Origin of the sequence: Parvibaculum sp. (assembly GCF_046297875.1) — a bacterium.
Classification (GTDB): Bacteria; Pseudomonadota; Alphaproteobacteria; order Parvibaculales; family Parvibaculaceae; genus Parvibaculum.
Genome location: NZ_JBKBHD010000001.1, coordinates 262483 through 282945, shown reverse-complemented (window position 1 = coordinate 282945; position 20463 = coordinate 262483). Strand labels below are relative to the sequence as shown.

Sequence of the window (20463 nt, the reverse complement as noted above, 5' to 3'; positions counted from 1 at the left end):
AGCGCCATATGCGATGATGATAGCACGGCCTTCCGCGCCCGCGCGATGCCTAGCGCGAGGAAGGAATGCGTATCGCCCCCACTTTGGCGAAAATCGCTTCATATAACGCAGGGCCCGCCGCGAGCAGACTTGGATGACGGGTAGAATTGCGATTGTAGAAGAATGTGGATCCGTCATGCGCGGTGATCCGGCCGCCTGCCTCACGCAGAATGATGTCGGCGGCGGCGATATCCCAGTCGCTCTTGCTGTTGAGTGCAAGGGCCGCATCCGCTGCGCCGCAGGCAACAAGGGCAATGCGATAGGCAACCGAATTCCGTTCAAGAATTTCCATCTCGGGCCAGGGTGCGGGCCATGCCGGATGTTTGAACATCGGAGCAAAGGCCGCCATTCTGCAACCTTCGATTCTGCTGACCCCACTCACATGGATGGGTTTGCCGTTGAGGAAGGCACCGCCACCTTCCGAGGCTTCGAAAAATTCGTCCGTCGCAGGGTTGAACAAAACGCCAAGCACGGGCCGTCCCTCTTCGACAAGGGCAACCGAAATCACGAAATGCGGCTTGCCCTTGGCAAAGGCGCGTGTGCCGTCGATGGGGTCCACCACCCATACATGCGGCTGCGTGAGGCGCGAACTGTCGTCTTCGGTTTCTTCGGAGAGCCAGCCATAGCTTGGCCGCGCGCCGCCGAGCCGGCGATGCAGCAGCTCGTTGACCTCGATATCGGCCTCAGTGACGGGCGTATTGTCATGCGCCTTCGACCATTGCTTGTGGTCGGTCAGGAAGAAGCGCATGGCGAGCGCGCCGGCCTCCTGCACTGCGTCCTTCATCAGCGCGAAATCTTCCTCGCGCGTGTCAGGTGCCGGCAATGGTCATCCCCTCGACGCGAACGGTCGGCGCATTGGTGCCATAGCGGAACTCGAGATCGTCGGCCGGCGTCATGTTGAGGAACATGTCTTTCAGGTTGCCCGCCACCGTGATCTCGCTCACCGGGAAGGCAATATCGCCATTCTCGATCCAGAAGCCCGATGCGCCGCGGCTGTAATCGCCGGTCACGCCATTGACGCCCATGCCGATCATTTCGGTAACGTAGAGTCCCTGCCTGATATCCGCGATGAGCTCACGGACGGTCAGGCAACCGGCTTCCATGTAGAGGTTGGTCGTGGAAGGTGAGGGCGGTCCGCCTGTGCCGCGCGCGGCATGACCTGTCGTTTCGAGTCCAAGCTGACGCGCCGTCGCGGTGTCGAGGAGCCATGTGGTCAGCCTGCCTTCCTCGATCAGCATCGTCCGCCTGTTCTTCACGCCTTCGCCATCGAACGGCTTGGAGCGCAGGCCCCGCTTCATGTGCGGGTCATCGACGATGGAAATGCTCTTTGAGAAGACCCCGGCACCCATCGCCTTCTTGAGAAAGCTCGTGCCGCGCGCGATCGCCGCGCCGGAAATCGCGCCGGAGAAATGCCCCACCAATCCACCCGAAACACGCGGGTCGTAGACCACGGGCACCGATTGCGAATTCACCTTTCGCGGGTTGAGCCGCCGCACGGCCTTCTCTCCCGCCCTGCGGCCGATATCGGCAGCCTTGTCGAGATCGGCGGCATGGCGCCTGCTCGAAAATTCATAGTCGCGCTCCATGCCCGTGCCTTCCCCCGCGAGCGCCGAGCAGGAAAAAGAACTCGACGTGCCGGCATAGGCGCCGGCAAAACCGGCACTGGTGACGAGCGTCACGCCCGAGCGGCCATAGCTTGCACCCGCGCCGCTGGAATTCGTGACACCCTTGACGGCGAGCGCCGCTTCCTCCGCCTCCGCCGCCACGGCGGCAAGGTCTTCGGCGGAAGGCGGGTCCGATCTGTCGTCGATGTCGAGATCGGGCCAGTCGCGGGCAAGCAGATGCGGCTCGGCAAGGCCGCAATAAGGATCTTCCGGTGCAACGCGCGCCATAGCCACCGCGCGCTCGATCATCGGGCCGAGCGCGGCTTCGGTCAGGTCGGTCGAGGAAACGCTCGCCTGCCGCTTGCCGATAAAGACGCGCAGCCCGAGATCGCGGCCTTCCGATCGTTCCACATCCTCAAGCTTGCCGAGTCGCCATGAAACGCCAAGCGACGTTCCTTCGACGACAAGCGCCTCCGCCGCTTCCGCTCCCGCCCGCTTTGCCCGCTCGACCAGCATGGAAGCTATGTCGAGCGCGGTGTCGGCGGGAAGGGTGGTGGAAGAACGCATGGGAAAGACCGGAAAGTTGCAGGATCAGAGAAGGACGTACCACAGGCAGGCAACGCCAGCGACAAGCTGTGAAAGCCAGGTGAGCAGCGTACCGACAAGGCGCGGCGGCGTGGACTCGCCCGTGCGCGACACGCCAATGGCATGGAGGACGCGGCCCATCGTAAGCGCAAGGCCGACGACATGTATCACATAGATCGACGCGGCAAGGAGATGCAGCACCACAAGGCCGATCAGCCCGATCGGCGTGTATTCGACATTGGTGACATGCGCGCGTGACGCATTGTAGAGCGGATCGTCATTGCCCGTTCCGGTCATGACCTTGGAGCGGACGCGGTTCGCCGACACGCGATAGGCGAGGAACAGATTGATGAGGATGTTGAGGCCGGCATAGATGCCGACAAGGCCGAGCGACGTCGAATAAAAGCCCATGGGGTCCTCCGATGGTGAGCCACGTGATTGCGGATATGCAGCGCATTTGCCCGCCGCGCCGTGGCGTGATTCGATGCCGGGCCTGGAGACGCTAGCACGGGAAAACCGGCATGGCACTCGCCCTGATCGGCCGAAAGATGGCGGCTAGTCGTCTGTCCGCGCGCGCCGGAGTTTCTTCACCGTGCCGCGCTTCACCTTCTCCTCGACCCGTTTGGCCTTGGCGGCCTTGCTCGGCTTCGTGGGCACGCGGAACTTGGGCTGATGGGCCGCCTCGGCGATCATCTCGACAAGCCGCTCCACGGCGTCTCGCTTGTTCGCCTCCTGCGTGCGGAAGCGGTTTGCCGTGATGACGATGACACCATCCTTGGTGAGCTTCGTGCCCGCGATCCGCTCGAGCCTTGCCCGCACCCGCTCCGGCAGCGAAGGCGAATGCCGAGCATCGAAGCGGAGCTGCGCCGCGCTCGACACCTTGTTCACATTCTGCCCGCCCGGCCCGCCCGCGCGGATGAAGCTGATCGAGATTTCGTCCTCTTCGATGGCGAGCCTGTCGGTGACGGGGATCATGAAACTATTTCCAGATCGGCTTGCCTGTGCCCGGCAATCCGAGCTTCGACCATTTCTTCGTCACAGCCTCGATCACTTCGTCATCCATTCGGATTTCGCGGCCCCATTCGCGCTTCGTTTCGGGCGGCAGCTTGTTCGTTGCGTCGAGGCCGATCTTGCCGCCGAGCCCGCTTTCCGGCGAGGCGAAGTCGAGATAGTCGATCGGCGTGTTCTCGATCAGCGTCACATCGCGCACCGGGTCCATGCGGGTCGAGATCGCCCACATAACATCCTTCCAGTCGCGCGCATCGATATCGTCATCCACCACGATCAGCCATTTCGTGTACATGAACTGGCGGAGATAGGACCACGCGCCCATCATCACGCGCTTCGCGTGACCCGGATAGGCCTTCTTCATCGAGATGACGGCGATACGATAGGAGCAGCCCTCGGGCGGCAGCCAGAAATCCACGATCTCCGGGAATTGCTGCTGCAGCAGCGGAATGAACACTTCGTTGAGCGCCTCACCCAGCACCGAAGGTTCGTCCGGCGGCCGTCCCGTGAAGGTCGACAGATAGATCGGCTCGCGCCGCATGGTGATCGCCGTCACGGTGAAAACCGGGAACTGCTCCACCGAATTGTAATAGCCGGTATGGTCGCCATAAGGCCCTTCATCGGCATATTCGTCGAGCGAGACATAGCCCTCGATCACGATCTCCGCTTCCGCCGGCACTTTCAGCGGCACCGTCTTGCAGTCGGCAAGCTCGACCTTCTTGCCGCGCAGGAGGCCGGCGAACTGATATTCGGAAAGCGTGTCGGGCACGGGCGTCACCGCGGCGAGGATCGTGCCGGGGTCCGCGCCGATTACGCAGGCCGCCGGCAGCGGCTCGCGCCTCTCCTTCTTCCAGCGCGCATGATGCTGCGCGCCGCCGCGATGGGCGAGCCAGCGCATGATCGTCTTGTCGCGGCCGAGCACCTGCATCCGGTAGATGCCGAGGTTGAAGTCGTCTTCCTTCGTGCCCTTCGGCCCCTTGGTCACGACAAGCGGCCAGGTGATGAGCGGCGCGGGCTCCCCCGGCCAGCAGGTCTGGACGGGAAGGGCGGTGAGGTCGATATCGTCTCCCGTCAGCACAACTTCCTGGCAGGGCGCGGAGGAGACCGTCTTCGGCTTCATCGCCATCACGGTCTTGAGGATCGGCAGCATCGACACCGCCTCGCGGAAGCCGCCCGGCGGCTCCGGCTGGCGCAAAAAGGCGAGCGCCTCGCCAACTTCACGCAGATCCCGCGCTCGCGTCCGCTCGACCGGGCTGCCGCCCGCAAAATTCGCTGTCACGCCCCGCGCCACCCGCTCCACCGTGCCGAACAGATTGACGAGAACCGGCATCGAGGCCGGGCTCCCGTCCGGCATTAGCGGCGCCTCGAACAGCACGGCAGGGCCCTCCTCGGCGAGAAGCCGCGTCTGGATCTCCGTCATCTCCAGAACGGTCGAAACAGGCTCCTTCACACGGATGAGGTCGCCCGTCGCTTCGAGCTTGTCGAGGAATTCGCGCAGGGAGGCATAGGACATTGGCTTGCTTGGCTTTCGGCGGATTTTCAGGGCTGCTTGCGGGCCTGAGAATGCCGCAAAGCCCGGCCAAAGCCAAAGGTGCGTCTCTCCTGCCCCTAAAATAATGTGCCGAAATGGGCGGTTCCGTTAAGGAGCCGCCAACCCTTACCGGAATATTCTCGTTGAAGTGTCATGAGTTTTACCGGGAGCTGCCCTTGTCAGGCGAAGAAGCGGTTCAGCAGAAGCGGCGCAAGCGCATCTGGCGGGGTGGCGAGTTTGACGCCGATCCGTTCGCCCTGCCGTGCCATGTTGCCGTCAAGGCAACCGGCCCGGTCGAGCGCGCCTTCGGCTTCATCCGCTTTGCCACCATCTATCGCGATGCCATCACGGCCTATGACAGCTCGCCCATTCTTGGCCGGTTTGAGTGGTCGGAGCCCATGTCGGCTTATGACGGCGTGGCGCTCCGTATCCTGCCCTGCGACCGGCAGTCGAAGTCCTTCGTTGCCATCGTGGAACTCAGCCATCGCAGCCATGAGTCCCGCAGCCTTGTTGTCTATGCCGGTGAGGATGGGGTCGACGCCTCGGCTCGCTGGCGCGCTTGGGGCCGTGTGCTGAACCTGCCGCTTCTTGTCGAGGACCGCGAAGGTACGCTCCACCCCGCCGAACGCCGGCTCGGGGCCATCCAGATTGCCAATCCGCAGCCCCATGCCGGTGCGAGCCCGCTTTCCGCCCGCCGCCCGCTTGCCTTTGGCCAGTCCGGACAGCCGCGGCTCTGGGGCAGCCGCCTTGCCGTTGGCGGCCGCCCGCACGCCTACTGATCCCTATTCCGCTGCCTGCATTGACTGCGGCCCGTGATAGGGCGCGCGGTTTGCCTTCTCCGGATAGCGTCCCTCCGCCCGCGCGGCCAGATAGCGCTGGATGAGCCAGACAGGTTCTTCCAGATGGCTGAGCCGCCCGCGCACCGCGCGCGACGATTTCAGCCCGCGCTGTACGGCGGCATTCACCACCATGTCTTCCGAATGGAAAGTGCGCAGCATCTCGCCTTCGCTTGCGAGCGCCATCTCATAGTCCGGGTCTTCCTTCGCCGATGGCGCAACAAGTGTCGTCGTGAGAAGCTTGCAGCGCCCGGCCGAGACCGGCAGCAGGCGGTACCAGATGGCGCGGTCATGCGTCGTCAGGAACATGAAGCAGGGAAAGCCGAGATAAAGGCCCCATTCATTTGCCTGATTGTCGTCGATTCCTGCAATCGGCTTGAAGCCCGGCACTTTCGGCCCTTCGCCTGTGGCCGAAGCCTTCAGTTCGGCGCGGAGTTTATTCGTATAGGGAAGATGTGCGCGGATGAAATAGGGCCGCTCTGCATCCGCCCATGTGAGTTCGCCCGGCATGCTCGGGTTGAGCGTCGTCGCATGCGTGCCGATGTGGTGATATGACTCCATCCAGTTCTCGACCATCACCTTCCAGTTGAAGTCGCATTCCCATTCGAAATCGATGGCGATTTCCATCTCGGCCACGTTCCACGGCGCAGTCAGGCGGCCGAATTCCTCATACTGATCTGCAAGCGGCATTGCCTCGCCGTCGAAATTGACGAAGACAAATCCGTTCCACACTTCGCTGCGGAACTCGGAAAGCTGCCAGTCTTTCTTCTCGAAGCCTTCGGCCTTGTGCATCTGGGAGCAGCCGCGAAGCGAACCGTCGAGATCGTAGGACCACTTGTGGTAGGGACAGACGAGAAGCCGCGTCTCGCCCTCGCGCGGGAAGGAGGGGTCCTCCGGCATGATGTCCATGGCGCGATGCGCGCAGACGCGCGACAGCACACGAATCTTGTCGTCATGGCCGCGCACCACGACAAGCGGCTCGTCGAAAAGGTCAATCGCGACGAAGCTGCCTTGTGTCTTCAATTGGGAGACATGGGCAAGGCACATCCAGTCCTTCTTGAAGATGTTGTCGCGCTCGAAGGCAAAGAACTCCTCGTCGATATAGGTTTCGCGCGGCAGCGTCGTGGCGCGTTCGAGCGGCAGTGAGGCCACCGTCGCAACATCTTTCAGGATCGCATCGAGTTTCGCAGAAGCGGTCATGGCAATACCTCCATCAGAGATCGAATTCCTTGAGAAGTGCGGCGGTGATGCCGTCGATATGGTCGGTCGCCAGCCATTCGCCCTTTTCGGCGCTTGCGCCTGCCGCGCGGGCGAGCACGCCAGTCGCGGGCACAAGGCCGGGGCGCACCGGATAGCGGTCATAGGTTGGAAATTCGGCATGGCCATGAGTCGGCGTCTTCGGCACGTCCACGAGATCGGGCCGGATCAGCAGCATCAGCGATGTTTCGATGAGCGCGGCATGCTCGAGATCGATGCCGGGATAACCATCGGGGAACAGCCGGTCGAGCGTCTCCGGCTTGATGAAGTCCCAATATTCGAGCCGCACCACTTCGGCGTCGCTAATCCCGTCGCGCCGCATTTCGCGCAGCGCAAGGTCGATCCCTTCGATGATCGGCCAGGCATTTTCCACATGCCCGTTCACGACCACAAAGCGCCGTGCGCCATGAAGTGCCAGATCGTGCAGCACATCGCGCACGACGAGGGTGAGCGTGTTCGCGGCAAGGCTCGTCGTGCCGGGAAAGGCCTGTCCGCCGCCCGAGCGCGGTTGTGACTTGTAGCCATAGGGAATGGTCGGCGCGACCACGCCGCCGACCCGCTTGGCGACTTCCTTCGCCATATGCGTTGGCAGGAACACATCCGTGCCGAGCGGCAGGTGCGGCCCGTGCTGCTCCGTTGCACCGACGGGCAGGAAGAAGGGCGCGCGCGCCTTCGTCTTCGCCTCGAAGTCGGGCCAGGTGATTTCCTGCATCAGAACGGATTGACTCATGACTACCTCATCGCGGCGCCGCCATCGACGCCGATACATTGTCCGGTGATGAAGCCCGCCTCCGGGCTTGCAAGGAAAAGCACCGCGCCTGCGATTTCTTCGGGGCGGCCGATGCGGCGAAGGGGGTTCGATGTTTCGAGCGCCTTCAACGCCGGGTCCATGTTCACGAAATCGAGGAGCGGCGTGTCGACGGGACCGGGCGCAACCGCATTGACGAGAATGCCGGGCGCAAATTCGCGCGCCCAAGAGCGCGTGAGCGAAAGCATCGCGCCCTTCGTCGCCGCATAGACGGACGATCCTGCGCGACCGAGAAAGGCAAGCTCGGACGCAATGTTGATAATGCGCGCATCGGGCGCGAGATGCGGCAGTGCCGCCCGCATCATGAGGATAGGCCCGCGCAGATTGACGGCGAGCATCCGGTCGAGAGCGTAAGTTTCGAGCGCGTCGATGGCCGACTGGATCTCGATGCCGGCGCAATTGACGAGCACGTCTATCCTGCCGAGCCGGGCCGCCGCTTCGGCAACACCTGCGTTCACCGCGGCTTCATCCGTGACATCGGCGGCGAGAATGTCGAAGCCGTCGCCGGATTGAGGCGCAAGATCGAGCCCGATCGTCATCGCGCCTTCTTTCGCAAATGCCTCGGCGATGGCCTTGCCGATACCGCTTGCCGCGCCTGTCACGACAACCCGCCGATTCCCGAACCGTCTCACCTGCAGGCTCCTTTCCGCTGCAGGTGAGACTGCCAAGAGGGTTTGGGCCGTCGAAGACGGAAACGGTCAATGCCGGGCATTGATCGAATTTATGAGACGGCGCAGGATGGGACCGGACGCCTTGAAAGGATGGCACGTTGCGTAAGAAGGACATCCGCATCGACCCGGCGCTGTTTCACCGGATCGACCTCAATCTCTTCAAGATTTTGCTCGAAATCGCCCGTTCAGGCGGTATCGGCGCGGCTGCGCGCCGCCTCAACCTGCAGCAGCCGGCAGTCAGCCTTGCGCTGAAGCGGCTGGAGGGTCACCTCGATGCGGAACTCTGCATCCGCTCCGCGCGCGGCGTGACGCTTACGCCGGAAGGGCGCATCGTCGCGGCCTTTGCCGAGCATTTGTTTCAGCAGGTGCAGGCATTGCCCCGGGAAATGGCCCAGGTGGCAGGCGAGGTGGAAGGCCTTCTCACCATCCGCTCGGTTTCGGCCGTACACTCGCCGGAGCTTGACGCCACGCTCGATACGATGCGCCGCCGCCACCCGCGGATCAGGCTGCGGATCGATATCGCGCCTTGCGGCATCGTGGTGGATGCCCTGCTGAAGGACGAGGCCGAAGTCTGCATCGCCTTCGACAGCGCCCCGCGCAGCGACCTTCTCTACGAGCCATTGATGCGCGAATACCAGCAGCTCTATTGCGGCCGTTCCCATCCGCTATACGGCTCCTGCATCCAGAACCCCGAAATGCTTGGCAGCGAGCGGTTCATCGTCACCGGCACCGACGAACCGGACGATGTCCGCCATTTCCGCATGCGTTACAGGCTTGGGCTTGAGCCCGCGGGCGAGGCGGAAAACCTCGAGGAAGCCAAACGTCTCATCGGCATAGGCGTCGGGATCGGTTTCCTGCCGACATCGGTGGCAGAGACGGCGCGGCGCGATACGCTCTGGCCGCTCCTCCCGGCGCCGATGTTGCCGAGCTACCTGCTCTACCTCGTCACCCGGCCCGAAGCCGACCAGACCCTGCCGACCCAGCTTTTCCTGGCCGAAATCCGCCGCCGCCTCGCCGCCCTGGGCGGGCCGCTATAGGCCTCATCAGCTTGCCTTGGAAAAATCCGGTGCCCGCTTCTCGAAAAAGGCGCTGATCGCCTCTTTCACTTCCGCCGAGCGGAGCTGGGCCGCGAAATGCGCACCTTCCTCTGACATCCGCTTGGCAACGTCGGGCCGCGAGGCGCCCCGCAGGAGCTGCTTGGTGAGCTTCACGGCCGTCGGTGCCTTGGCGGCAAGTTCCTGAGCGATGGCGGTCGTGCGGGCGAGAAGTTCGGCGTCCGGCAGCACATCCGCCACCAGCCCGATCCGTTCGGCCTTCTCTGCTCCGATCTTTTTGCCAAGAAGGAAAAGTTCGGCCGCCTTCTGGTTGCCGACAAGGCTGGGCATCAGCAGCGTGGACCCCGCTTCCGGCACAAGGCCCAGATTAACGAAGGGCGTCTGGAAACTGGCGCTTTGGGCTGCATAGACCAGATCGCAATGCAGAAGCATGGTAACGCCGACTCCGACGGCAAGGCCGTTCACAGCGGCGATCAGTGGCTTTTCCGCTGTGGCAATAAGACGGAGGAAGCGGCCCACCGGGCGCTCACCCTCATTGGCGTCCACGGGCTTCGAGCCAGCGGCAGCAAAATCGCCAAGGTCGTTACCCGCCGTGAAGCTGTCGCCGCTGCCCGTGAACAGGACAACCTTGACCGAAGCGTCCTTCGCCGCCGCCTCCAGCGCATCGCCAAGCGCCGCATACATGGCTTCTGTCAGAGCATTCTTCTTGTCGGCGCGGTTCAGCGTGACAGTCATCACGCCCTTGTCGATCGCCCTCAGCACATGCTCGGTCATTCCGTCCTCCTGTCGGCAGATATAGATGCCGCAATAAGTTCTGTTTCGGAATTATCACCTGACCTTGGGTCAGGGAAGCAGGAATCCGCGCAAGGCCCTGTGCAGGGAAATAACCTCAGCCGTCGAAATCTGAACACTCAGCCGGGCAGGACACGCCAGACGCTTGTATTTCGGACATCCGTATCCTCAAGCTCCCGCGTCGTCATCACGGCATAGGAGACAAGTTTTTCGAGACCCGTCTTGGGTAGATAGGTCCGCCCCGGATCGCCGATCAGAACCGTGACGCCTTCGCCTGCAAGGCGCCGCAACCAGGTCTCGATCCGCTCCGCAAGCGGCCGCTCATAGCACATGTCGCCCACCAGAATGACTTCCCAACCCATGTTCGCCACACCGACAAGATCCTCAGCGGTACCTTGAATACTCACATTGTTGGCGGCGGCATTGAGATGGATTGCCGCGACGGCAAATACGTCAATATCCGCAGAAAGAACTCTCGTTGCGCCAGCCTTGGCCGCGGCAATGCCGATCAGTCCCGAACCGGCCCCAAAATCCAGAACGCTCTTGCCGACAACAATCTCGGGATTGTCCAGGATGTAGCGGGAAAGCGCCTGACCTCCGGCCCAGGCAAAGGCCCAGAAGGGAGGGGGTAGACCGGATTTCTCCAGCTCCTCCTCGGTCATTTGCCATATGGGCACAATTTCGGTGGCAAGGTGGAGCTTCACCTCGGGCACAAGCGGCGGCTCGTGCAGCGCTGTATTGCGGCGGATAAAGCTGGCGGGATCGGCACAGGCGGCGCTCATGCGTCCTTTGGCAGCGCGGCGAGGATTTCGCGCGCCTTCTCGCTGTCCTTCGCGATTTGCGCCTTCAGGCTGTCGAGCCCGTCAAACTTCCGCTCGGGCCGGATGAATTCGATGAAGGACACGGCAGCATGGACGCCATAAATGTCGCCCGCGAACTCGAAGATATGGGCCTCAAGCAGCACATCCTGCTTGTCGAAGGTCGGACGGCGGCCGACATTCGCCACCCCGTCATATGTGCCCTTGTGCGGCCCGTCCTCGATCTCGACCCTCACCGCGTAGACGCCGAGGGCAGGTTCGACATGATCTTCGAGCGGCAGGTTTGCGGTCGGGAATCCGATGGTGCGCCCGCGCTGGTCACCCTGCTGGATATGCGTTTCGACGGTCCACCAATGGCCGAGCAATTCGGCCGCGCCGCGCGGATCGCCCTTGCCGAGCAGTTCGCGGATGCGTGTCGATGAGAAGGTGACACCGCCATTCTTCACTTCATCGACGATGTCGACTCCAAACCCTTCCACGTGGCCGAGATAGCCGAGTGCCGCCGCATCGCCTCCGCGCCCCTTGCCGAAGCGGAAATCGTAGCCCGCCACGACATGCACGGCCTGAAGCCCGTTTACCAGCACGTCCATGACGAATTCCGGCGCCAGCATTTTCGACATGCGGTCGTCGAATGGCAGCGCCGCCAGAACGTCGACCCCAATGCGCTCGAGGAGCCGCGCCTTGGCGCGGAATGGCGTCAGCCGGAAGAAGGGCCGTTCGGGAAAGAAGAATTGCTGCGGATGCGGCTCGAAGACGAGGACGCCGAGCGGTACGCCAAGCTCCCGCGCGATCTCGGCCGCCCGCCCGATAACTTCCTGATGACCGCGATGTACGCCGTCGAAATTGCCGAGCGCATAGACCGCGCCCCGGAGACCGGGCGGTATCTGCTCGTAATGACGGATGATCTTCATGGACGGGGTGGAGGCTCCGGGAGGAATGTCAGGCCACAGGTCATGGCGGATCGGCCGAGGAGCGTCAAGTATGCGGGGCAGCCCCGCAAATCGCCTTGCATCACCAGACGAGGCGCGGCATGGCGCCGACAGCGCGCACGCCGGCGCGGGTCAGGACATGCGAAACCCTGTCTTCCTCCGGATTTTCGGGGGATTGCCCGCAATCCGCCGCCGCAATGCCCCCGGTGATGAAGAGGGCGTCGATCCCGGCATCGTTAGCGCCCTTGATGTCGGTCAGGGGCCCGTCACCCACGGCCAGAATGCGGCTGTCCTCTATTGCCGCTCCCGCAAAAGCAGCAAGCCTTTGCCTCGCAATGCCATAGACCGGGCCATGCGGCTTGCCGAAATAGATGACCTTGCCGCCCATTTCGCCATAGAGCTTTGCCAGCGCCCCGGCGCAATAGATGTGGCGGTCGCCGCGTTCCACCACGATGTCCGGGTTTGCGCAGATCAGCGGCAGCCGCCGCGCCGTCAGTTGCTCGAAGCTCGCCCTGTAATCCTCCGGTACTTCCACTTCATCGTCGAACGGGCCGGTGACGAGAATGAACCCCGCCGATGCCTCGCCGACGCGCTCCACATTGGTGCTCTCGAAAAGCGGCAGATCGCGCTCGGGCCCGATGTGATAGCAGCATGTCCCGAGTTCATGCGAGGCGAGGAAGGCTTTCGTGGCATCGCCTGAGGTCAGGATGCCGTCATAGACATCTTCGGGAATGCCCATCTGGCGGAACATGACCGGCAGCGCATCGGAAGGCCGCGGTGCATTTGAAAGCAGCAGCACATGCCCGCCCTTGGCGCGGAAGCGCGCCAAGGCATCGGCCACACCCGGATAGGCCACGCGCCCATTGTGCAGCACGCCCCAGACATCGCAGAGCAGCGCATCATAGTCGTCGGCAAGGGCGGAAAGGCCGGAAAGCAGGGTCACTTGAATTTCCTCAGGCAGCGGGGCGGCGATCAGCGGAGCCGCATGAATATGATTTCGGTGTCGCGATAGCGCCGCCGGTCGACTTCCTCGAAGCCATCGGGCGCCTCGAAATCGGCAAGCGCGCTTTCCTCGACAACGCAAAGCGCATCCCCGGTGAGCCAGCCGCCCTCGCGCGCGGAAAGGAGCGCCGCGCCGCCAAGCCCCTTTCCATAGGGAGGGTCGGCGAAAAGCAGCATGAAAGCAGGACCGACGCTGCCGGGCCGGGGGCCGAGCTTCGTTGCATCGCGCTTGTAGATTTTTGCGTTCCCGTTCAGGCCGAGCGTTTCGAGGTTCTCGCGAATGGCGGCGCGGCTCTCCGCATGCTCCTCCACGAAGAGCGCGAAAGAAGCGCCGCGCGAAATGGCTTCGATACCAAGTGCGCCGGAACCGGAAAAGAGATCGAGCACCCGCGCGCCTTCGAGCGCGAAGCCGTCGAAATCCGCATGAGCGAGAATGTTGAACAGCGCCTCGCGCGTGCGGTCGCCGGTCGGCCGCACGAGATCGCCCTTCGGCGCTGCGATGGCGCGGCCTCTAAGGGCGCCGCCTACGATCCGCATGGGGCTTTCCATTGTTCATCGGGCATTTGCTCGTCGGCCCTTTGTTTGCCAGGCCCTTTTGCGCCGGGCCTCTCTTGTCACCACCCCTGTTTCCGGACGCAGCATTCCTGTCCGGTCCGCCCTTTTTGTCGGGCGCACCGGCGCGATGCGGGCGTGGCGGTTTGCCTGTGGGCTTGCCGCCACCGGACTTCGGACCCGAGGGCTTTGCGCCCGCGTGACCCGCCTTCTGCATTGGGCGCGGCGCCGGAGCGTCAGCCTGCTGCTCGAACTGCGCCGCATGGGCGCCGAGCTGATCCATCAGCACACGGTTCGGCACTTGCTTTACCTCGCCAGGCTGCATGTCGCCGATCTGGAAGGGGCCGAAGGAAAGCCGGATAAGCCGGTTCACGCGAAGCCCGAGGGCCCCGAGCACGCGCTTCACTTCGCGGTTCTTGCCTTCCTTGAGGCCGAGCGTCAGCCAGACATTCGATCCCTGCACCTTGTCGAGCGTTGCCTCGATCGGGCCATAGCGCACACCTTCGACCGTGATGCCGTCCTTCAGGCGAGCGAGGTCGGCCTGGGTCACGACGCCATAGGCGCGCACACGGTAGCGCCTCGTCCAGCCGGTCGACGGCAATTCGAGCAGCCTTGCGAGTTCGCCATCATTGGTGAGGAGCAGCAGGCCTTCCGTATTCACGTCTAGCCTTCCCACAGACACCACACGGGGCATGTTGGCGGGCAGCTTGTCGAAAACGGTCGGCCGGCCCTCCGGATCGCGCGCCGTGGTGACGAGGCCGGGCTCCTTGTAATAGCGCCAGAGCCGCGCCGGCTCCTGCGCGGGGAGCTCCTTGCCGTCGACGGTGATCTTCTCCCGCCCCGTCACATTGAGCGCGGGGCTGGAGATGACCTTGCCGTTCACGGTGACGCGGCCATCGGCGATGAGCTTTTCCGCCTCGCGGCGCGAGCAGATGCCGGCGCGCGCAATCACTTTCGCAATGCGGTCGCCGTCCGGCGCCTCGACTGATTTGGCTGGCAAGCGGGTGGGAGCAGGTGTCATGGCCCATCTTTATCAGGCAGAAGGGCGAACCGGAAGGTGCCGCTTGCCATGGCCGGACCGGCGGGGCAGGGTCCGGCCATGACAAAGGAACCCGCAGCCGCCTTGCGACCGATGGACCTCGCGCTCGCCGAAGCAGAAGCCGCGGCCGCGCGCGGCGAGGTGCCGGTGGGCGCCGTCATTACCGGCCCGGAAGGGGAGGTTATTGCCCAGGCGGGCAACCGGACAATCGAACTGAAGGACCCGACGGCTCATGCCGAATTGCTGGCGATCCGCGAGGCCTGCCAGGTGCTTGGCTCGGAACGCCTGACCGGCTGCGACCTCTATGTAACCCTTGAGCCATGCCCCATGTGCGCAGGGGCCATCTCCTTTGCCCGGCTGCGGCGGCTCTATTATGGCGCGGCAGATGAAAAGGGCGGCGGCGTCGACCACGGGCCGCGCATCTTTGAACAACCGACCTGCCACCATCGCCCCGAGGTCTATGGCGGCATCGGCGAGACGGCCGCAGCGTCGCTGCTGCGTGATTTTTTCGCAGTGCGGCGAAGCTGAGCCCCGCGATCTTCCGTCGCGGCTTTCTGCGTGATTTGCTCCCCCCAACCCGATAGAGTGCCGCCATTCGACATTGCGACGGGAGGCACAGATCCTCCCGCCCAGAAAAACTGCCAAGGGGAGAACAATGAATTTCGAACACAACGACAAAACCAAGGAACTGCTCGCTCGCCTCGAGAAGTTCATGGACGAGTACATCTACCCGAACGAAAAGACCTATGCCGACCAGATGGATGCCTTCCGCAAGGCGGGCAATCCCTGGCAGGTGCCTCAGATCCTCGAGGATCTGAAGCCGAAGGCAAAGGAAGCCGGCCTCTGGAACCTGTTCCTGCCCGAATCGGAACGCGGTGGCGGCCTCACCAATCTCGAATATGCCTCGCTGTGCGAGATCATGGGCCGCGTCGGCTGGTCGTCGGAAGTCTTCAACTGCGCCGCGCCCGACACCGGCAACATGGAAGTGATCGAGCGCTACGGCAATGAGCGCCAGAAGAAGGAATATCTGGAGCCGCTGCTCGAAGGAAAGATGCGCTCCGCCTTCCTGATGACCGAACCGGATGTGGCCTCGTCCGACGCGACGAACATTTCGACCCGAATCGAGCGCGACGGCAACGAATACGTCATCAATGGCCGCAAGTGGTGGTCGTCGGGCGTGGGCGATCCGCGCTGCAAGATCGCGATCCTGATGGGCAAGACCGATCCGAAGGCCGACACCTATCGTCAGCAGTCGCAGATCCTCGTGCCGATGGATGCGCCGGGCATCGAGATCGTGCGCATGCTTCCCGTCTTCGGCTATGACGATGCGCCGCATGGCCATGCGGAAGTGATCCTGAAGGATGTTCGCGTGCCGGCCGAGAACCTGCTTCTCGGCGAAGGCCGCGGCTTCGAGATCAGCCAGGGCCGTCTCGGGCCGGGCCGCATCCATCACTGCATGCGCACGATCGGCGTTGCCGAGCGCGCGCTTGAGATCATGGTGAAGCGCCTCCTCACCCGCGAAGCCTTCGGCAAGAAGATCGCCGAACATTCGGTCTGGGAAGAGCGTGTTGCCCGCGCCCGCATCGACATCGAAATGGCGCGCCTGCTGACGCTGAAGGCCGCCTACATGATGGACACGGTGGGCAACAAGGTCGCCCGCGCCGAAATCGCCATGATCAAGGTGGCTGCGCCCAATATCGCGCTCAAGGTCATCGACGACGCGATCCAGGCCCATGGCGGCGGCGGCGTGACCACGGATTTCGGCCTCGCGAAGATGTATGCCGGCATGCGGACGCTCCGCCTTGCGGACGGCCCGGACGAAGTGCATGCGCGCACCATTGCGAAGCTCGAGTTCAAGAAGCATCAGTCGAAGCTTCGCGCGGCGGCCGAGTAATCATGGCGCCGCGCCGTGACTTTCGCGGGCAAACTGCCTGCGGCTGACTGAGAGTTAAGACGGCCGGTCCCGCAAGGGCCGGCCGTTTCAGTGACGATTTGCGACAGGCAGGTAGCGCAGATGAGCATTCAGACCGGCATGAAGATGTACAATTCGCAGCTCTCGCCGTTTGCGGCCCGATGCCGCATGGTGATCTATGCGAAGGATCTCGATGTCTGGCTGATCGACCTGCCGGACCCTGCGCACGAAGCCGAATTCACAAGCCTCGCGCCGATGGGAAAGATTCCCCTGCTTGTCGATGGCGGCACCGTGGTGCCGGAGTCGGATACGATCTGCGAATATCTTGAGGACAAGGGGCTCGGTGTGTCGCTGCGCCCCGACGCGCCGGCGGACCGGGCGAAGATGCGCCTGATCGGCCGCATCGGCGATCTCTATGTCATGGGTCCGATGGGGAAACTGTTTGGCCAGATCAATCCGGCTGGACGCGACCAGCAGCTCGTCGCGAAAGAACTCGTCGAACTGCGCAAGGCAATGGGATGGCTTGAGCACTATATTGAAGGGCCGGACTTCGCCGTCGCAGGGCAGTTGACGCTGGCCGATTGCGCGCTTGTTCCGGTTCTCTTTTTCTTCCGGGAAATCGGTCCGATGTTCGGACAGGAGCAGCCGTTCAACGGCCTGCCGCGCACCGAGGCCTATTATGCGGCGATCGGCAAGAACCCGGTCGTTGCAAAGGTGGTTGCCGAGCTGGACGAAGCCCTTCGGCGCATGATGGCGGGCTAAGTTTCAGCCTGCGGCGCGCCGCAGGCCTCCGTTTCCGTCCGGTGCTTCCGCTGGGGCCGTATCGCCGCCAATCCGGCAGGAGGGCACTTTCGGAAGATCGATCGTGACCGAGGTGCCGGCGCCGGCTTCGCTTTCGATCTTCATGCTTCCGCCGTGCAGTTCCGCAAGCGAACGCACCAGCGCCAGTCCGAGGCCCGTTCCCTGCTTGGCAAGGGCGGCGTCAGTGACGATCTGCTCGAAGGGCTGCCCGAGGCGCGTAATCTGATCCTCCGGTATGCCGCGCCCCGTGTCGCGCACGACGAACCGGATCGAATGTTCGGATGCGATGGCTTCGATCGTCACGACGCCATGCGACGGTGTGAACTTGATCGAGTTAGACAGCAGATTGAGCAGGATCTGCTTCACGGCGCGCTCATCCGCGGTGATCGCGCCGCCTGCCGAGCAATCGATCCTCTTCACGAGCTGAATGGTATTTTCCTCGGCGCGCCCGCGAACGAGGCGGACGCAGGAATCGATCAACGCGGCGGCATCGAGCTCCTCGGCATGAAGCTCATACTTGCCTGCCTCGATTTTCGACATGTCGAGAATGTCGCTGATCAGGTCGAGCAGCAGCGCGCCGCTTTCATTGATGAGCTGCGCATATTCGTTGTACCGGGGGTGGCCGAGTTCCCCGAACATCTGCATCCGCAATATTTCCGAGAAGCCGATAATGGCATTGAGCGGTGTGCGAAGCTCGTGGCTCATATTTGCAAGGAATCGGGACTTTGTTCGGTTGGCCGCTTCCGCGCGCTCGCGTGCATCGAGAAGGTCGATCTCGTATCTTTTGCGTTCGCTGATGTCGCGGGTGACACCAACGACTTCCGCCATGCGCTTGCCCTCGGCATTCACTGCGCGGCGCATTGTCGTCTCAAGCCAGATATAGTGGCCTTGGTTGTGCAGAAACCGGTAGTCGAAATGGACCGGATCGCCCGTCGTGACGCATTGTACGAAGGCGTCGCGCGCGCGGGCGAAGTCGTCAGGATGGATCATTTCCTCGGAGACCGGCTTGCCGATGAATTCCTCCGGCTTGCGTCCCAGAATGTTCTCGACGGCGGGCGAGATGAACATCATCCGCGATTCGGCATCGTAGTGTGCGACGACGTCCGATGCCTGCTCCGTCATCAAGCGGTACTTGGCCTCGCTCGCCTTGAGAGCTTCGGCTGCTTCAATTTCCTCGTGCACGTCTTCCGCAAGACCCACCAGTGCCCCGATCTCGTTGAAGGCATCCACTTCCGCATAGGCATAGGTCTTGATATGGCGATAGTCGCCATTGCCCGAGCGGAGGCGCGTGATGCAGGTGACGGGCTCATGCGTCTCGAAGGCATCGAGAAACTTCGACAGCAATTCGTCGCAATCCTCCGGATGCACCAGCTGTTCGTACCAGTCGCCGCCGGCGGGCAGCCTGTCTTCCTCGAGCCCGAGAATGCGCGCCACGCCTTTCGACCATTGCGGCGCAGGTGCGCCCTTGATCCAGCGCCAATGCCCGAAGCGGGCAAGCTGTTCGGCTTCGCGCAACTGATGTTCGAGCTGATGCGCCTCGGTGACGTCGCGAGAGACGCAGAGAATGCCTGCGACATTCGGATCGTCGAGCAGATTGCGGCCGCGCGTCTCGACCCGGCGCCAACTCCCGTGCTTGTGCGACAGGCGCAAGACCTCGACGAATTCCGAACCCGGTGAGCCCGCACAGTCCAGTATCCGCTTCTGAATACGTTCGCGATCGTCGGGGTGAATGAAATCGCGCGCCAGCTTGCCGGTGAACGATTCTTCCGTCATGGCGAGCAGATGACGCACGGCGGGATTCTGGAAGATGACCCTGCCATTCCGATCGAGAATGGTCAGAATATCGCCGGTGTTCTCGACCAGCGCGCGGTAGAAGCGCTCGCCGGAAGCCGGACATGACGCTGCCGCATCGCATTCGGCGCGCTGGTCTTGCGGCCCTTTGCCCACGGCACGTTTCATCACTCTTCCCCAATCCGGCATTCTGCCGGCCTTCACGACACGGACGAATTCTGTCCTCGATTGGGGAATCCTAGAGCGACTTCTTTAAATTTCCCTTGAGCGCAGGGCCAAATTAACCCGTTGCTAACCCTGTTTATGGCGCAAAACGATATTAGCCGGGCCGCTGGGCAATTTGCCAAGCGTGATCGGCGAGATTCCGGCAGGCATCGCCAAGCGTCATAGCGCGCTCCGAGCTCGCATTGCCGTCAAGCCCGCGCTTGTAGACGCCCTGGCTGATTGAGGCGAGACGGAACATCGAGAAGGCAAGGTAAAAGTTCCAGTGCGGAATACCGCCGCGTTCTGCATGGCGGCAATATTCGGCAACGAATTCCTGTTCTGTCGGAACGCCCGGCGTTTTCGTGCGGTCGATCTCCGTGGCGCCGCCTGCAACGCCCAGCAGGTCGTACATGCAGCAATAGGCGACATCGGCAAGCGGATGACCGATGGTGCAGAGTTCCCAATCGAGCACGGCGATCATGCGCGGCTCGGTCGGATGAAACATCGTGTTGCCGAGCCGGTAGTCGCCATGTGCGATCGTGACCGACGGCTCGTCGGGTATGTGCTCCGGCAGATATTTGATGAGTTCTTCCATTGATGGCACATCGGCCGTCTGCGCGCCGCGATACTGCTTGATCCAGCGGCCGATCTGCCGTTCGAAATAGTTGCCGGGCTTGCCGAAGTCGCCAAGACCCACTTTCTCGTAATCGACCTTGTGAAGTTTCGCGAGATTTTCGGCAAGATTGGCATAGACCGCACGGCGTTCCCCTTCGGTGGAGTCCGGCATCGCGGACTCGCGGAAAACCCGGCCTTCGAGATAGTCCATCACATAGAAGGAGGTGCCGATGACGCTTTCGTCCTCGCACAGCGCATACATATGCGGCACCGGAACGTCGGTATCGGCAAGCGCCTTCATCACGCGATACTCGCGGTCGACTTGATGTGCGCTGGCGAGAAGCTGCCCGGGCGGTTTCTTGCGCATGACATAGCGCTTGTTGCCGCCGGCACCAGTCGTCGTGAGCAGGAAGGTCGGATTGGACTGTCCGCCCTCGAACTGGCGTACCTCGAGGTCGCCACGAAAGCCGTCCACCGCGTCCCTGCAATAGGCTTCAAGCCGCTTCACATCGAAGCGGTGCGCCTCGCGAATAGGTGTTGTTTCCAGTGCGGCGGCTCCGGCCTCGGCCATATCTCTCTCCCCGAATGACAATTCCTTGTTGGTGAGAGATTTA

21 protein-coding genes are annotated in these 20463 nt (G+C 62.8%); 5 read left to right on the top strand and 16 right to left on the bottom strand.

All coding sequences use genetic code 11. From position 1 onward, the window contains the following. Positions 1–49: 49 nt before the first annotated feature. The 5 genes from ACK4FH_RS01450 to ACK4FH_RS01430 form a co-directional block, all read right to left on the bottom strand. The gene (locus ACK4FH_RS01450) at positions 50–862 is read right to left on the bottom strand and encodes a 3'(2'),5'-bisphosphate nucleotidase CysQ (protein WP_409810529.1); all 813 of its coding nucleotides are present in this window, start codon (positions 860–862) and stop codon (positions 50–52) included. After that, positions 849–2210, bottom strand: a complete 1362-nt coding sequence (locus ACK4FH_RS01445) for a TldD/PmbA family protein (protein ID WP_409810528.1) — start codon at positions 2208–2210, stop codon at positions 849–851. Before ACK4FH_RS01445 ends, ACK4FH_RS01450 begins: the two co-directional genes overlap by 14 nt. A 24-nt stretch (positions 2211–2234) precedes the next feature. Then, positions 2235–2639, bottom strand: a complete 405-nt coding sequence (locus ACK4FH_RS01440) for an MAPEG family protein (protein ID WP_409810526.1) — start codon at positions 2637–2639, stop codon at positions 2235–2237. Between the two features lie 144 nt (positions 2640–2783). After that, complete coding sequence (gene arfB, locus ACK4FH_RS01435) at positions 2784–3203, bottom strand: alternative ribosome rescue aminoacyl-tRNA hydrolase ArfB (RefSeq protein WP_409810524.1); 420 nt, start codon at positions 3201–3203, stop codon at positions 2784–2786. Positions 3204–3207: 4 nt separating this feature from the next. Beyond that, on the bottom strand, positions 3208–4749 hold the full coding sequence (locus ACK4FH_RS01430; protein ID WP_409810522.1) for a UbiD family decarboxylase: 1542 nt from the start codon (positions 4747–4749) through the stop codon (positions 3208–3210). Between the two features lie 194 nt (positions 4750–4943). Between ACK4FH_RS01430 and ACK4FH_RS01425 the strand changes: the two genes are divergently transcribed. Next, positions 4944–5546, top strand: a complete 603-nt coding sequence (locus ACK4FH_RS01425; RefSeq protein ID WP_409810520.1) for a DUF6101 family protein — start codon at positions 4944–4946, stop codon at positions 5544–5546. Between the two features lie 3 nt (positions 5547–5549). On the opposite strand, the gene ACK4FH_RS01420 is transcribed toward ACK4FH_RS01425, so the two are convergent. Genes ACK4FH_RS01420 through ACK4FH_RS01410 form a run of 3 tightly spaced genes read right to left on the bottom strand, consistent with a single transcriptional unit; the run spans position 5550 to position 8300 of the window. Next, entirely contained in the window at positions 5550–6803 is a 1254-nt protein-coding gene (locus tag ACK4FH_RS01420; protein ID WP_409810518.1) for an aromatic ring-hydroxylating oxygenase subunit alpha, read from the bottom strand. A gap of 13 nt (positions 6804–6816) precedes the next feature. Then, positions 6817–7590, bottom strand: a complete 774-nt coding sequence (locus ACK4FH_RS01415) for a creatininase (RefSeq protein ID WP_409810516.1) — start codon at positions 7588–7590, stop codon at positions 6817–6819. A 2-nt stretch (positions 7591–7592) separates the two neighbouring features. Next, complete coding sequence (locus ACK4FH_RS01410) at positions 7593–8300, bottom strand: SDR family NAD(P)-dependent oxidoreductase (RefSeq protein ID WP_409810514.1); 708 nt, start codon at positions 8298–8300, stop codon at positions 7593–7595. Positions 8301–8437: 137 nt separating this feature from the next. Between ACK4FH_RS01410 and ACK4FH_RS01405 the strand changes: the two genes are divergently transcribed. After that, positions 8438–9376 carry a LysR family transcriptional regulator gene (locus ACK4FH_RS01405; RefSeq protein WP_409810512.1) on the top strand — a complete coding sequence of 313 codons (939 nt, stop codon included), beginning with the start codon at positions 8438–8440 and terminating at the stop codon, positions 9374–9376. A 6-nt stretch (positions 9377–9382) separates the two neighbouring features. Here ACK4FH_RS01405 and ACK4FH_RS01400 read toward each other — a convergent pair whose 3' ends face one another. The 6 genes from ACK4FH_RS01400 to ACK4FH_RS01375 all read right to left on the bottom strand — a co-directional run bounded on the left by ACK4FH_RS01400 (position 9383) and on the right by ACK4FH_RS01375 (position 14508). Beyond that, the gene (locus tag ACK4FH_RS01400; RefSeq protein WP_409810510.1) at positions 9383–10168 is read right to left on the bottom strand and encodes an enoyl-CoA hydratase; all 786 of its coding nucleotides are present in this window, start codon (positions 10166–10168) and stop codon (positions 9383–9385) included. A gap of 137 nt (positions 10169–10305) precedes the next feature. After that, positions 10306–10968 carry a class I SAM-dependent methyltransferase gene (locus tag ACK4FH_RS01395; protein WP_409810508.1) on the bottom strand — a complete coding sequence of 221 codons (663 nt, stop codon included), beginning with the start codon at positions 10966–10968 and terminating at the stop codon, positions 10306–10308. Beyond that, the gene (locus tag ACK4FH_RS01390; RefSeq protein WP_409810506.1) at positions 10965–11915 is read right to left on the bottom strand and encodes a bifunctional riboflavin kinase/FAD synthetase; all 951 of its coding nucleotides are present in this window, start codon (positions 11913–11915) and stop codon (positions 10965–10967) included. The genes ACK4FH_RS01395 and ACK4FH_RS01390 overlap by 4 nt, the downstream gene beginning before the upstream one ends. A gap of 100 nt (positions 11916–12015) precedes the next feature. Continuing rightward, on the bottom strand, positions 12016–12876 hold the full coding sequence (locus tag ACK4FH_RS01385) for a TIGR01459 family HAD-type hydrolase (protein WP_409810504.1): 861 nt from the start codon (positions 12874–12876) through the stop codon (positions 12016–12018). Positions 12877–12905: 29 nt separating this feature from the next. Then, positions 12906–13472 (bottom strand): 16S rRNA (guanine(966)-N(2))-methyltransferase RsmD, encoded by a 567-nt coding sequence (gene rsmD, locus ACK4FH_RS01380; RefSeq protein WP_409810502.1) that lies wholly within the window; start codon positions 13470–13472, stop codon positions 12906–12908. Next, the gene (locus ACK4FH_RS01375; RefSeq protein ID WP_409810500.1) at positions 13447–14508 is read right to left on the bottom strand and encodes a pseudouridine synthase; all 1062 of its coding nucleotides are present in this window, start codon (positions 14506–14508) and stop codon (positions 13447–13449) included. Before ACK4FH_RS01375 ends, rsmD begins: the two co-directional genes overlap by 26 nt. A 78-nt stretch (positions 14509–14586) precedes the next feature. Between ACK4FH_RS01375 and ACK4FH_RS01370 the strand changes: the two genes are divergently transcribed. From ACK4FH_RS01370 to ACK4FH_RS01360, 3 genes are all read left to right on the top strand, one after another. Beyond that, a complete protein-coding gene (locus ACK4FH_RS01370; RefSeq protein ID WP_409810498.1) occupies positions 14587–15054 on the top strand; it encodes a nucleoside deaminase in 468 nt (155 codons plus the stop codon). A 127-nt stretch (positions 15055–15181) separates the two neighbouring features. Then, entirely contained in the window at positions 15182–16420 is a 1239-nt protein-coding gene (locus tag ACK4FH_RS01365) for an acyl-CoA dehydrogenase family protein (protein WP_409810496.1), read from the top strand. A 120-nt stretch (positions 16421–16540) separates the two neighbouring features. Continuing rightward, positions 16541–17200: a glutathione S-transferase family protein gene (locus ACK4FH_RS01360; protein WP_409810494.1), complete on the top strand. Its 660-nt coding sequence runs from the start codon at positions 16541–16543 to the stop codon at positions 17198–17200. Positions 17201–17203: 3 nt separating this feature from the next. Here the strand turns inward: ACK4FH_RS01360 and ACK4FH_RS01355 are convergent, their stop codons facing one another. After that, positions 17204–19198, bottom strand: a complete 1995-nt coding sequence (locus ACK4FH_RS01355; protein WP_409810492.1) for a PAS domain S-box protein — start codon at positions 19196–19198, stop codon at positions 17204–17206. Positions 19199–19349: 151 nt separating this feature from the next. Then, positions 19350–20420, bottom strand: a complete 1071-nt coding sequence (locus ACK4FH_RS01350) for a phosphotransferase (RefSeq protein ID WP_409810490.1) — start codon at positions 20418–20420, stop codon at positions 19350–19352. Between the last annotated feature and the right edge of the window lie 43 nt (positions 20421–20463).